Annotated in this window: 14 protein-coding genes; 1 reads left to right on the top strand and 13 read right to left on the bottom strand. The window is 42.0% G+C overall.

The annotated features are described in order from the left end of the window. Positions 1–68: 68 nt before the first annotated feature. The 5 genes from EV579_RS11375 to prfA form a co-directional block, all read right to left on the bottom strand. Positions 69–512: a GNAT family N-acetyltransferase gene (locus tag EV579_RS11375; protein WP_044330897.1), complete on the bottom strand. Its 444-nt coding sequence runs from the start codon at positions 510–512 to the stop codon at positions 69–71. A gap of 63 nt (positions 513–575) precedes the next feature. Then, positions 576–1,232, bottom strand: coding sequence for a stage II sporulation protein R (spoIIR, locus tag EV579_RS11370; protein WP_133744470.1), 657 nt, complete (start codon positions 1,230–1,232; stop codon positions 576–578). Between the two features lie 119 nt (positions 1,233–1,351). Next, positions 1,352–1,831: a hypothetical protein gene (locus EV579_RS11365; RefSeq protein ID WP_122631700.1), complete on the bottom strand. Its 480-nt coding sequence runs from the start codon at positions 1,829–1,831 to the stop codon at positions 1,352–1,354. A 141-nt stretch (positions 1,832–1,972) separates the two neighbouring features. After that, positions 1,973–2,857 carry a peptide chain release factor N(5)-glutamine methyltransferase gene (prmC, locus tag EV579_RS11360; RefSeq protein WP_133744469.1) on the bottom strand — a complete coding sequence of 295 codons (885 nt, stop codon included), beginning with the start codon at positions 2,855–2,857 and terminating at the stop codon, positions 1,973–1,975. Then, positions 2,847–3,914 (bottom strand): peptide chain release factor 1, encoded by a 1,068-nt coding sequence (prfA, locus tag EV579_RS11355; protein ID WP_122631635.1) that lies wholly within the window; start codon positions 3,912–3,914, stop codon positions 2,847–2,849. Before prfA ends, prmC begins: the two co-directional genes overlap by 11 nt. Positions 3,915–4,124: 210 nt before the next feature. On the opposite strand from prfA, the gene racA reads away from it, so the two are divergent. Then, complete coding sequence (racA, locus tag EV579_RS11350) at positions 4,125–4,673, top strand: chromosome-anchoring protein RacA (RefSeq protein ID WP_133744468.1); 549 nt, start codon at positions 4,125–4,127, stop codon at positions 4,671–4,673. A gap of 35 nt (positions 4,674–4,708) precedes the next feature. Here racA and EV579_RS11345 read toward each other — a convergent pair whose 3' ends face one another. The 8 genes from EV579_RS11345 to fsa all read right to left on the bottom strand — a co-directional run bounded on the left by EV579_RS11345 (position 4,709) and on the right by fsa (position 13,581). Then, positions 4,709–5,665 (bottom strand): AEC family transporter, encoded by a 957-nt coding sequence (locus EV579_RS11345; protein ID WP_024423743.1) that lies wholly within the window; start codon positions 5,663–5,665, stop codon positions 4,709–4,711. Between the two features lie 90 nt (positions 5,666–5,755). Next, positions 5,756–7,456 (bottom strand): oxaloacetate-decarboxylating malate dehydrogenase, encoded by a 1,701-nt coding sequence (malS, locus tag EV579_RS11340; RefSeq protein ID WP_133744467.1) that lies wholly within the window; start codon positions 7,454–7,456, stop codon positions 5,756–5,758. Positions 7,457–7,735: 279 nt separating this feature from the next. Continuing rightward, positions 7,736–8,338: a thymidine kinase gene (locus EV579_RS11335; protein ID WP_024423745.1), complete on the bottom strand. Its 603-nt coding sequence runs from the start codon at positions 8,336–8,338 to the stop codon at positions 7,736–7,738. An 87-nt stretch (positions 8,339–8,425) separates the two neighbouring features. After that, positions 8,426–8,626 (bottom strand): 50S ribosomal protein L31, encoded by a 201-nt coding sequence (rpmE, locus tag EV579_RS11330; protein ID WP_003215407.1) that lies wholly within the window; start codon positions 8,624–8,626, stop codon positions 8,426–8,428. Positions 8,627–8,758: 132 nt separating this feature from the next. Next, positions 8,759–10,042, bottom strand: a complete 1,284-nt coding sequence (rho, locus tag EV579_RS11325) for a transcription termination factor Rho (protein ID WP_008354975.1) — start codon at positions 10,040–10,042, stop codon at positions 8,759–8,761. A 365-nt stretch (positions 10,043–10,407) separates the two neighbouring features. Then, positions 10,408–11,373, bottom strand: coding sequence for a class II fructose-bisphosphatase (glpX, locus tag EV579_RS11320; RefSeq protein WP_012011567.1), 966 nt, complete (start codon positions 11,371–11,373; stop codon positions 10,408–10,410). 32 nt (positions 11,374–11,405) lie between these two features. Further along, the gene (locus tag EV579_RS11315; RefSeq protein WP_024423746.1) at positions 11,406–12,695 is read right to left on the bottom strand and encodes a UDP-N-acetylglucosamine 1-carboxyvinyltransferase; all 1,290 of its coding nucleotides are present in this window, start codon (positions 12,693–12,695) and stop codon (positions 11,406–11,408) included. A 247-nt stretch (positions 12,696–12,942) separates the two neighbouring features. Further along, on the bottom strand, positions 12,943–13,581 hold the full coding sequence (gene fsa, locus EV579_RS11310) for a fructose-6-phosphate aldolase (RefSeq protein ID WP_024426351.1): 639 nt from the start codon (positions 13,579–13,581) through the stop codon (positions 12,943–12,945). Positions 13,582–13,681: the final 100 nt, after the last annotated feature.

The following is a 13,681-nucleotide window of genomic DNA, read 5'->3' as shown; positions in this document are numbered from 1 at the left end:
GTCCACAATTTGTGGATAACGCTTGTTTTATAGTGGATAAGTATGTGTATAAGTCCATCATTTTGTGATTAACTGCCTTTTTTTTGCAGGACCACAGCCTGTTCTTTCCCCAATGTCTCTTTCGCATGTGCAGAGCTCCATATGCTTTCTGGAATTTCCTTTAAAGGCGTAAAGCCCATTAATGCCAAAAAATCATGGGAAGAGGAATGGTTTGCGACAACATAAAAAGTATCCACACCCATTTTTTCACCGAGCGTTTGAACACTTTGGAACAAAGAGACAATGTGTCCCTGACCGAGCTTATCTGATATGACAAGAGACCGCAGCAATCCCTCTTGTTCATTGAGCTGTTCAAGACCTAAGCAGCCTGCCAGCTGACCATCCGCATCTTCCATCACTACAAATGCCGTTCGCTCTGCAAGCGTTACTCCGCCTTTTGCTTGTCCCTTTTCAAGAAAAGCATTGATCGCCGGGACATCTTCTTCTGTAGCTATTCTTAATTGATAATACATGCTTTCACCTCTTTTTGATCTCTTACTTCAACTCTATGAGGCAAAAACCGATTTATACCTTTTTTAAGAGAAAAGACTAGAGACCCATTCGAACAGAAAGAACTTCACTTCACCTGTCTCTTCTTCCTCTTCTTTCACCACTTCATTAACAGACTCTTTCGTTTGCTGCGCTGTCACTTGTTTATCATCATCCCCTTCTGGTGAGGCGATGGCTTCTCCGTTTGAAAAATCGATAAAGCAGAGCGGTGGAAATAACACACACCACCAGTTGGCACCGTCTCCTTCTCCAAGCGTAATTAAAATGGCTTCATATTTCCCAGCAGGGTAGACGAAATTTCCATAGAGTTTTGTTGGAAATGAAGCTTTTTGGAAACTGACCGATACAGATTGATCAATATGCTGTTCCTTCAATTTCGCTTTGGCGATACGATTGATTTCTGGCAGCTTTGATCGAATGACACGTCTTGCTTCTTCAATGGATGTGAGGTCTTTGACCCACTCCGTCATATTCGCATTGACCTCGTCACGAATACTTCTTTTCACATCCTGATCAGCTGAACGATCACTATTTGCTAAAATGCGTAATCGAATCGCTTCATCTGGTATAACAACAGGCTGATTTGCAGAAGCAGCCGCCGTCTCCTCTCTGCCAAGGTTTGCAAAAGCACCGCATAATAATAGAAACATATAAAGATAAATCATCGTTTTACTTTTCAACATTGTGTGTTCCCCCCACTTTTTCTCTTCGCTACAAACATTGTGTCCAGGAAACTCATTTCATAAACAGTCAATATGAATTTTTTAATAGATTATGAGTCAAAACAAAAAAGCCGTTCTCATTAAGAACGACTTTTGAGTGAGGATTGGTAGTCAGAAGGGTATAGTCTCCCATCCCAATCTCGGCTGATTTTTAAACCAGATTCTGTTTTGATGACAGTCATGGCTCCTTTTTTCTCGATTTCTTTTTTGACTTTTCCTTTTTGATCGATAAATTGGATCACCATTTCATAGTTAAATTCAATTCTGTCATCGCTTTCATCTGAAGGCGAAAACATAATTTTTTTCAGCTTAATTTGACAATCTTGATCCTTCGCCGCTTCTAATATGCTCGGGAACATGCTGTCTTGTGTATATTCTTGATATTCATGTTCGGTTAAATAAACCTTCAGCTTCTCTTTCATGTCAGATAGGTCATCCGTTCGATTCACTGTGTATTGTGCTTTTTTATAGCTTTCTCCAAATGCTGCTGCCTCTTTTTTAAAGCTCGGTTTACCACAAGCACTCACAATCAATAGTACACTGACGATGACCAACACCATCGCATACCTTTTGTTCACACCATTCGCTCCTTCAAAACAAATTTATGTAAAAAATCATGATCAGAATGTTCATTCTTCTATATATACGTTTCTCTTTTACCATAAGTTTCATCTTTACATAATAAAATAGTCCGGCTTTCTTCAGCCGGACTTTCCGTTTTGAATGTGTGCGCAAACAGCTCGATCTTTTCCGTTAATATCTTTGACGATGCAGACATCCGCTTTAGGAAATGCCTGCTCAAGTAGCGCTGTGACATCTTGGCCTTGCGTATGTCCAATTTCAAAGACAACAACTGCTTGATCACTCAGCACGCTGGGAAGATCATGAACGAGACGCTGATAAAACCACAAGCCATCGCGTCCGTCCGTCAGCGCATTCACCGGCTCATGCTTCGTCACAACCTCAGACAGACTGTCCATTTCTTCCGCCGCAATATAAGGTGGATTGGAAATAAATACATCTACTTTAATGCCTTGAGCTATAACCGGTTCAAGCAAATCTCCATGTAAAAAATGAACGTCTGCACCGAGCGCTTGTTGATTGCGTTTTGCTACCGCAAGCGCTTCTTGTGAGATATCAGTCGCTGTGACAGATAGTGATTTTTTTTCAAGAGCCAGCGTAATCGCAATGGCTCCGCTTCCTGTGCCAACGTCAACTGCTTTTAGTGGCTGATCAGGCGGGAAAACGTCACCTACCAAATTGAGCGCCGCCAGAACAACTTCTTCCGTTTCAGGACGAGGAATAAGAACATGCTTGTTCACCTCGAAAGGACGTCCGTAAAAGAATTCAATACCCGTTAAATGCTGAACAGGAACACCCGCCTTATGCTGCGTCACAAATTTGCTGAACAGTTGATCTTGCTCCTCAGGCAGCGCATCATGAAATCGTGCAAGAAGCTCACTTCTGCTCCAGCCGAGCACATGTATCAACAGGAGTTCTGCTGCATTTTGGTCTCTGCCAGCTTCCGTTAACAAAGAAGAAGCCCATTTAAGGGCTTCGAAGATTGTTCGCTCTTTATTTTGCATCTTGAAGCTTTCTTGCTTGGTCTTCCATAATTAGTGCATCAATGACCTCGTCAAGTTTTCCTTCTAAAATTTGATCAAGCTTTTGAATCGTCAATCCGATGCGGTGGTCTGTTACACGGTTTTGCGGGAAGTTGTACGTACGGATACGCTCTGAACGATCCCCTGTTCCAACCGCAGATTTACGTGTTTGATCATATTCAGCCTGTGCTTCTCGCTGGAATTTATCATAAATTCTCGCACGAAGTACTTTCATGGCTTTTTCTTTGTTTTTAATTTGTGATTTCTCATCCTGACAGGACACAACAACACCTGTTGGAAGGTGAGTTAATCGAACAGCAGACATGGTCGTATTGACACTTTGTCCGCCAGGTCCGCTTGATGCAAATGTATCCACACGGATATCTTTTTCATGGATATCAATTTCAACTTCCTCAGCCTCAGGTAATACAGCGACTGTCGCAGTAGATGTATGGATCCGTCCGCCTGATTCTGTTTCTGGAACACGCTGCACGCGGTGTGCACCATTTTCAAACTTTAGTTTGGAGTATGCGCCTTTCCCGCTGATCATAAAGATGATTTCTTTATAACCGCCTGTGCCAGTGACACTCGCTTCCATCACTTCCGTTTTCCAGCCTTGCATTTCAGCATAACGGCTGTACATACGGTAAAGGTTTCCTGCAAAAAGAGCAGCTTCTTCTCCACCCGCTGCACCACGAACCTCCACAATAACGTTCTTATCGTCATTCGGATCTTTCGGGATCAGCAAGATTTTCAGCTCGTCTTCTAAACGTTCCGTTTCTACTGTGAGCTCTGAAATTTCTTCTTTGACCATGTCGCGCATCTCGGCATCCAGCTTCTCTTCGAGCATTGCTTTTGCATCATTCAGCTGGTCGTATGCCGCACGATATTGTCTATATACCTCAACAGTTTCTTGAATATCAGATTGTTCTTTCGAATATTCACGAAGCTTCTTAGGGTCGTTCACCACTTCAGGGTCACTTAAATATTCATTTAGCTTTTCATAGCGTTCTTCAATTGATTTTAAACGGTCTAACATGGTCTTCACCTCTGTTTTGTGCGTAACAGTCTAATTATAGTATAGCGGGGTATGACAGTCAAAAAAATTTCCAAAACAATTGAATTCCTGCAATTTTTCGCTAGAAAACACGATCTTTGGCGATTGGTTACTTGTTTTGTCTAACGTGAAGGAACAGGAACTCTTAAAAGAGAATGGTACTTGTAATTGAAAAAAGGGAGGGCATTTGGTTTGAATACAAATGAGGTTGCAAAGGAAATTGGTGTTTCTTCAAAAACGATTCAGCGTTGGGTCAAACAGCTAAACATCCCTGTCGCCCGGAATGAACTTGGACATTATGAATTTCATGAAGATATCGTACAGCTGCTCAAAGAGGTCAAACACCAAATGAGTGAAGGTGTGATCCTCCAAGACATTCAACTGCCAATCCATAAGGAAACCGTTCGTCAATCAGCACCTGCTGCCGAAACTGATGTCTCCATACAACGGATTGAAGCATTAGAAAAGCAAGTGAAAGAGCTTATTCAGCAGCAATTACACGTCACTGATGTAGAAGACCGCCTGCAAGAGCTTGAACGGAAATTGGCTAAAAAAGCAGATGAAGGTGTATCGTATCAGCTGCTTCAGCACCGCAGAGAAATTGAAGACTTATCCACAAAATTTGACCGCCTCGCCGCAGCCTTGAAACAACCGTCACAAGTAGAAGAAAAAAAGGAAATCGCACACCCCGACATCAAAAAAAAGCGTGTACTCTTCCCTCTGTTTCATTCATTTCGCTAAGAAAGGCTGCCTCGTTTGGCAGCCTTTCTACTATATTATACGGTAAGTGCAATAATGATCGGTAATGTGATGAGTGACATGATGGCACTGATCACAAATGCGGATGCAGTTTCCGCCTCTTGTTTTTCAAATCGTGTTGCGATCATTGCTGCAACAGCTGAACCTGGGAAGGCTACAAGTAATACAGCTTTTGTAATTTCATCAGCCGAAAGACCCATAAGAACAGCAATAAAATACATAAGTAATGGTTGTACAGCTACTTTTAGCAATGCAATACTGAAGGCTGGCAAGCTTAATTTAATTTTGCGAATACCAACAGTGACACCGACTGCGAATAACGCAACCCCTGATGTGACGCTGCCAATTTCCTCTAACATTTCATGTCCGATTGCAGGAAGTTTAAATCCTAAAAGAACAAGAATGATACTGGCTAACGGTGCAAGTGCAAGCGGCTCTGATAAACCGTGCAAAATGGCTTTTGTCGTCATTTTTAGGAAGCTTTCGCCTTCTTTGGCTTTTCCTTTTGTTTTTTCACCGACAGTTGACACAATAATAGCAATTGGATCAAGCAATGCATTTACAACTATTCCGGTAATCGCAATCGGAATTGCAACCTCTTGAGCTCCAAATAAACTGCCCAAGACCGGAATCCCCATAAATGCAAAGGTCGGTTGTGCTGAGTTTAACGAGAAAACAGAAGAATCTGTTAAATCATATTTAAAAGCAAATTTCGTAACTAAAAGGATAATGATATAAAAACCAACGATTCCGAAAATCAATGCAACGAAAAATGGAATTTGACTATAGAATTTATCTTTTGGTGTTGACAGAATACTGGCGATAAAGTGCGCTGGTAAAGCATACTTTGTAACAAGTGTACTTACACCTTTTGCAGATTTAGCGTCATAGCTGCCGAAGTTCCCTGCGAACCAACCCAGCGCGATAACGAAAAAAATCGGTGCTAGGAGGATCAAAATATTTAAAAAGTCCATCTTACTCTTCCTCCTTAAATCCTTTACATGTTTCTTATTTATTGCGGCATTGCTTAGATTACCCGAAGCAATGCCGCGTTACACATTTTATTATGCTCTTACAATTTTTTTATATTCAGGAATCCACATTGCGTCTTTCACAGCTTGTTCGATGTTGTCAGGCGTTTTTCTTGCGACACCATCTTCAATTGCTGCTTTCGCTACTTCAACAGCTACATGAATTGACACTTCTTGCAATTTATCAATACTTGGAAGAAGACCAGCACCTGGTTTCTCATGATCAACCATTTCAGCAATTGCATTCGCAGAAGCAACGAACATGCCTTTTGTGATGATTTTTGATTCTGTTACGATTGAACCAAGACCAAGTCCAGGGAAAACGAACGCATTGTTTGATTGTCCGATTTCATGTTCAATTCCGTTATACTCAACGTTTTCGAACGGGCTTCCTGTTGCAACAAGCGCACGGCCGTCAGTCCATTTGAATAGATCCTCTGGCACAGCTTCAGCAAGCGGTGTTGGGTTAGACATTGGCATGATCACTGGACGCTCTGTATGAGCTGCTATTTCTTTAATGATTTCTTCAGTGAATGCGCCGCCTTGACCTGATGTACCGATAAGGATGGTCGGCTTCACCCTGCGAACAGTTTCAGCAAATGAGATTTGCCCTTTTTCATCGCGTGCCCAACCTTCTACTTCATCAGAAGTACGCAGGTATGGTTTTTGGAAATCAAGCACTTCATCTTCAAATTGATCTGTTAGCAATCCTCTGTAGTCTAATGTCCAGAATGCATTGTTTGCTTCTTCTTCTGTTAGACCTTCAAGAACCATTGTGTCACGCATTTGATCTGCGATTCCAATACCAGCTGATCCAGCTCCGAAGATGACAACACGGTGATCTTTCAATTGAGTACCAGTTTTCTTGACAGCTGCAAGAACACCCGCTAAAGTAATGGCACCAGTACCTTGAATATCATCGTTGAACGTTAAGATGTTATCGTTGTATTTTTTCATGATGTTACGCGCATTTTTGTTTCCAAGGTCTTCCCAGTGAAGCAATGCTTTCGGGAAGAATTTAAGTGCTGCTTTCACATAAGCATCAATGAATTCTTCGTATTTTTCACCTTGTACACGTTTGTGATGGTTCCCGATGTATAATGGATCATTCAATAATTTTTCATTGTTTGTTCCAACATCTAATACAACTGGAATCACGCGGCTAGGATCAATACCTGCTGCAGCCGTGTAAACAGCTAATTTACCGATTGCGATGTTGATACCACCAACACCCCAGTCACCAATTCCAAGAATACTCTCAGAGTCAGTTGCAACGATGAGGTCAATATCTCCAGCAGTTGCGTGCAAGTTTTCAAATGCTTTCTCGATTCCGTCAATGTCGTCGATTGAAAGATAGACACCATGAGGTCTTCTGTATTCATGGCTGTATTCTTGAATCGCTTCACCAACAGTTGGTGTGTACACAACTGGAAGCATTTCACGAAGCTTTTCTGTTAGAAGCTTGTAGAACAATACTTCGTTACGGTTTTGCAAATCACTTAAGTATACGTTTTGACGAAGACGATCCGGCTGAGCTAGAAACTGCTTGTACGCTCTTTCCGCTTGCTGTTCTAAAGTTAGAACCGTTGGAGGAAGTAAACCTTCTAGTCCAAGCTCTTGTCTTTCTTCTTCAGAGAAAGCAACGCCTTTGTTCAACGTTGGAATCGATAATACATCTTTACCTGTCAAAGTGGTTTCGAGGTACCCTTCTTTTGTTTTCTTCACGTTGTTCATCAAAAACTACCCTCTTTCTAAAATATAAATAAAGTGAACTATTAATTCAAAGAACGATTAAGGAGAAAAATCCTTAATCAAAAAAATTATGACAAGAAATCGAACTTTTCGTTTAAATGCTTTACACTACAGTTAGTCATTTTATGCCTGCTTATGACAAAACGCAAGCGTTGAAAATTAGATAATTTAATCGTAGTGTTATTTAATTTATTTAAGTACAAATGATGGGTGTTCAGCCAAAATCTCGAAAAACGAAACACAGCGGCATTTGCTATTTTTTTATTTGTCAAGTGTTGTACCAACATCAAGTCTTGGTACTTCATGGTGATGTCTGCATCGTGCTTCGTATGATTCCTGCGCACCTACTAAAATAATAGGATCATCATAGGATGCGGGTTTACCGTCGATCAAGCGTTGTGTTCTACTCGCTGGGGAGCCGCATACCGAACAAACTGCTTGAAGTTTTGTTACAAGCTCTGCACATGCCATTAAATGCGGAACAACACCAAATGGCTCTCCTCTGAAGTCTTGATCCAGGCCTGCAACAATGACTCGATAGCCTTGGTCAGCCAATTGAGTGACAATGTCAATGATTGTCTCATCAAAAAATTGCACCTCATCAATGCCAATGACATCGGTTCTTTCTGATATGTGCGTTATTATGTCTTTTGGTGAGGCTACTGCAATCCCATCTAATGATGAACCGTTATGTGACACAACTGAGCTTGTACTATATCGGTTATCAATCGCTGGTTTGAATATTTTTACTTCTTGTTTGGCAAAGGTGGCCCTTTTGGCTCTCCGAATCAATTCTTCCGACTTTCCAGAAAACATACTGCCGCAGATGACTTCAAGCCAACCGCTTTGTTTCATCACATACATAAGGTCTTCTCCCCCGTTTTAAAGTTCCATCAATCCACGTAAAAAAACAGGCAAGAACGGATTCCTGCCTGTTTATTGTATCTATTATTACTTAAGACCGTATTTTTTGTTAAAGCGGTCAACACGTCCATCAGCAGAAGCGAATTTTTGACGGCCTGTATAGAAAGGATGGCACTCAGAGCAAATCTCGATGCGTACCTCTTCTTTTACTGATCCAGTTTCAAACTCATTTCCACAAGCGCATTTGACTGTAGCTTTTTTGTAGTTAGGATGAATTCCTGTTTTCATCTACTGTCATCTCCTTCCGCCCTGAATCCAATTCGGAAACAGAGTTAATATCTCAGAAATAAATTCTGAAACGCACATGATAAAATTATAACAGTGTGAGTCTATGATTGCAAATGTATTTTTTCAGAGAAGCTATCTTCTTGATGCAGACATATTGGCTTGTTTCCATTCTTGCGTTAAAATATCGAAAAATTCTTGGTTTGTCTTTGTTTTTCTCATTTTGCGCATGAACTTCTCAGCGAAGTCAGGTGTATCTGACATCGATTTTCTCATCGCCCATAAACGATCAAGATGCTCTTTTGGCACAAGCAGTTCTTCTTTTCTCGTACCAGAACGGCGAATGTCGATCGCAGGGAAAATTCTTCTTTCGGCCAAAGAACGGTCCAAATGAAGCTCCATGTTCCCAGTTCCTTTAAACTCTTCATAAATTACGTCATCCATACGTGATCCTGTATCAACAAGTGCAGTGGCTAAAATCGTCAAGCTTCCGCCTTCTTCAATGTTACGCGCAGCACCAAAGAAGCGTTTTGGGCGATGGAAAGCCGCAGGATCAATACCGCCTGAAAGCGTTCGGCCGCTTGGCGGAATCACAAGGTTGTATGCACGAGCAAGCCTTGTGATGCTGTCCATTAAGATGATGACATCCTTTTTATGTTCAACAAGACGCATAGCACGCTCTAAGACAAGCTCTGCTACTTTAATGTGGTTTTCCGGTACTTCGTCAAAGGTTGAACTAACAACATCCCCTGCAACAGAACGTTCGATATCTGTTACTTCTTCTGGGCGTTCGTCAATCAAAAGGACAATCAGCTCTGCCTCTGGGTGATTTTCAGAAATGCTGTTGGCAATTTCTTTAAGCAAAATGGTTTTCCCAGCCTTAGGCGGTGCAACGATTAAACCACGCTGTCCAAATCCAACTGGCGCCATCATGTCCATAATTCTAGTAGACAGGTGATTAGGCTGTGTTTCAAGAATCATTTGACGGTCAGGAAATAGCGGTGTGAGTGCAGGAAAGTGAACACGTTCCTTTGCTGATTCTGGGTCGTCCCCATTTACCGCTTCTACATGAAGGAGGCCATAGTAGCGTTCATTCTCTTTTGGAGGTCGTACCTTTCCAGACACTTTATCTCCATTTCGTAAATCAAAGCGTCTGATTTGTGAAGCTGAAATATAAATGTCTTCAGAACTTGGGGAGTAGTTAATCGGTCTTAAGAAACCAAATCCCTCAGACTGAATAATTTCAAGAACCCCTTCCATAAATAAGAGATCCTCTTGCTCAGCGTTCGCCTTTAAGATGGCAAAAATTAATTCTTTTTTTGTTAGTTTGCTGTAATAAGAGATTTTGTATCGTTTTGCTAACTCATACAGCTCTTTTAATTTCATATTTTCCAAAGATGAAATCGATACATCTTTCAATATGGACACCACACTTTTCTAGTCAATGTATTTCTTTACAAATGCATGACCATTGTATTTGATTAGCTTTTAATTCCGTTGTTGTTGGAATGACCTCGCTCTGATGGTAACGCTCCCACTCGTTTTATCGTGAAAGATAGGAACAATGTGAAATAGAGCTTTGTCAACATAGAGAAGGATAATGAGTATATCGTCATGATGCGGCAGTATTTAAACTTGTTGAAGCTTAAAAGAAGTAAATTCGCAGAAAATTTCGCAGCACTCTTTAGTTTTACCTCATTTGCAGAGAATATTCAACTTTTAAAAGAAAATGATATACATTTGACACCTATATGAAAAGCGGGTAATGAATACCCGCTTTCAGATTACGGACGAATGACAAGATTCGGTTTTTTCTTCAAGCTGTGTCTGCCATCTACGAAACGAACCGTACCTGATTTCGCACGCATGACAACACTATGTGTTGTTCCAACAGAGCCTTTGAATTGAACACCTTTAAGTAATTCTCCGTCCGTTACACCTGTCGCTGCAAAAATGGCGTCATCTCCTTTTACGAGATCTTCCATTCTGAGGACTTTCCCAACATCCAGCCCCATTTTCTCACAGCGTCTTAGTTCTTCTTCACTTTGAGGAAGAAGCTTACCATGAATTTCACCACCAAGTGCCTTTAACGCTACAGCAGAAAGGACACCCTCAGGCGCTCCGCCTGAACCAAATAGAATATCAACACCTGTGTGATCAAATGCTGTATTAATGGCTCCTGCAACGTCACCATCGTCGATCAGTTTAATTCTTGCTCCTGCTTCTCTCAGTTCAGCAATAATTTTCTCATGTCGATCTCTGTTTAAAATCGTTGCAACCACATCTTCAATATCTTTGTTTTTTGCTTTTGCAACAGCGCGAAGATTATCAATGACAGGCGCTTCAATGTCGATGCAGCCTACCGCTTCTGGACCTACTGCGATCTTATCCATGTACATATCAGGTGCATTCAGCAGGTTGCCATGATCTGCAACTGCAATGACAGCTAAGGCATTCCAGCCGCCGCTTGCCACAATGTTTGTTCCTTCTAATGGATCAACAGCGACATCCACGCGAGGTCCATATCCGTTCCCAAGCTTTTCCCCAATATAAAGCATTGGTGCTTCGTCCATTTCTCCTTCGCCAATGACCACTGTTCCCTTCATCGGAATGGTGTCAAATACATCACGCATTGCACTTGTTGCAGCATCATCCGCTTCGTCTTTTAATCCTCTTCCCATCCAACGGGCAGATTTTAATGCAGCTGCTTCTGTCACCCGTACTAGTTCCATCGATAAACTTCTTTCCATTTTTGTCCAAATCTCCTCTCACAGTCAAAGCCTTATGAATTTTGAAGTTCTTCTATTTCTTGGTCATTCAGCTTTTCACGCCAGATGGTTGCACCCAAGCCTTCAAGCTTCTTCTCAAGCAAACTATATCCTCTGTCTATATGTTCAAGCCCTGTGATTTCGGTCACACCGTCTGCCATTAACCCTGCGACAACAAGACAAGCGCCTGCACGCAGATCACTTGCTTTGACCTTTGCTCCTTGGAGCTGTGTTTGTCCGGTAATAATAGCAGATCTTCCTTCAACCTTCATGTTTGCACCCATTCGACGCAATTCGTCAATGTGCTTAAAGCGGGCTGAGTAAATCGTATCTGTGACCACACTCGTGCCTTTTGCTTTTGTTAACAGCGCCGTCATCGGCTGCTGAAGGTCAGTCGGAAAGCCCGGATACACAAGGGTTTTGATATCGACAGGCTTGAGTCCTTCGTTTCTGCCAACGATCAGCATCTGATCGTTGCTCGTTTCAATGGTGAACCCCATTTCTCTTAGTTTCGCCGTAATTGATTCTAAATGAGTTGGGATCACATTATCAAGTACAACTTCATCTCCCATCGCTGCACCAGCTATTAAAAATGTTCCTGCTTCGATGCGGTCAGGGATGATTGAATGCTTACAGCCATGAAGAGATTCTACACCTTCGATTCGAATGACATCGGTACCCGCACCTTTGATTTTAGCTCCCATGCTTGCAAGCAGTGTCGCTACATCAATAATTTCGGGTTCCTTTGCAGCATTTTCAATCACGGTTTTTCCTTCAGCCAGTACGGCTGCCAGCATGATGTTGATCGTCGCACCTACACTGACAACATCAAGATAAATCCGGGCTCCGACTAATTTTTCTGCGCGCAAATAAATCGCACCCTGCTCGTTTGTCACCTCGGCTCCAAGTGCTTCAAAGCCTTTGATATGCTGGTCGATCGGCCTAGGTCCTAAGTGGCATCCTCCTGGCAGTCCGATGACAGCCTGCTTAAATCTGCCCAGCATGGCGCCCATTAAATAATAGGATGCACGCAGTTTCTTCACTTTTCCATTAGGAAGCGGCATACTGATCATGGAAACAGGATTCACAACCATTTCACCTTTTTCAAAAGTGACCTTTCCGCCAATTTCTTCTAACAGATCCCGTAATGTGTCGATATCTGATATATGCGGAAGGCCTTCAATGGTTACTGGAGAATCAGCAAGAATTGTGGCAGGAATCAGTGCCACAGCACTATTTTTCGCACCACTAATATGTACGGTCCCGCGCAAGGGATCACCGCCGGCAATGTTTAACTTTTCCATATTTGTCTCCCTTCTTAAAGAAGATCACTGTTGGAGTTATACTGTTTGTGGATGTCGCGCTTTAAAAGGTCTTGTCCAAAATTTAGCCAATATCAAGAGAAAGAATACAGGTTAAACGAAATTTGTCGGAAGAAAAATAATCGAAGCTTTGCGAGGCTGTGATGTTCTCTTCTTTGCACAAAACATTTCTTAGCGTTTATAAGGAAAACTGCGGCAAACGAGAGACGATCCCGCCTGCCACAATCATTTATTTATTCCAGTCTGCTAAAAATTGCTCAATGCCTGCATCCGTTAATGGGTGTTTCGTCAGCTGCTTGATGACTTTCAGCGGCATTGTGCCGATATGAGCACCTCTAAGCGCAGCTTCTGTCACATGCTGCGGATGACGAATAGATGCAGCAATGATTTGTGTATCTAATCCATGAACATCAAAAATAGTTTTCACTTCGCTGATGAGATCAAGACCATTTTGGCCAATGTCATCTAAGCGGCCAAGGAATGGAGAAACATACGTCGCACCAGCTCTAGCTGCAAGAAGTGCCTGGTTTGCACTAAAAATCAATGTGACGTTTGTTTTAATTCCAAGGTCTGTTAATGCTTTGACAGCTTTAAGGCCATCTGTAGTCATTGGAATTTTGACCGTGATATTCGGTGCGATGGCAGCTAGCTCTTTTCCTTCTTCAATCATTTCCTCTGCTTTTAAGGAAATCACTTCTGCACTGACAGAACCTGATACCACGTCAGTGATTTCGCGAAGGCGGTCGTGGAATGAGACGTCCTTTTCTTTCGCTACTAAACTAGGGTTTGTTGTGACGCCTGCTAAAATGCCAAGCTCGTGCGCCTCTTTGATGTCTTCAATATTCGCTGTATCTACGAAAAATAACATAACTGTGCCACTCTCCTATCAATAAATTGTCTGAAATGTAAATTTGATTGCGCTTTCTCAAGATATGGAGAAAACCGCCTGTGACTCAGGCGGCTTTCGG

Origin of the sequence: Bacillus sp. BK450 (genome assembly GCF_004364885.1) — a bacterium.
Taxonomy (GTDB): domain Bacteria; phylum Bacillota; class Bacilli; order Bacillales; family Bacillaceae; genus Bacillus; species Bacillus safensis.
This window is presented reverse-complemented; position numbering and strand designations above follow the sequence as displayed.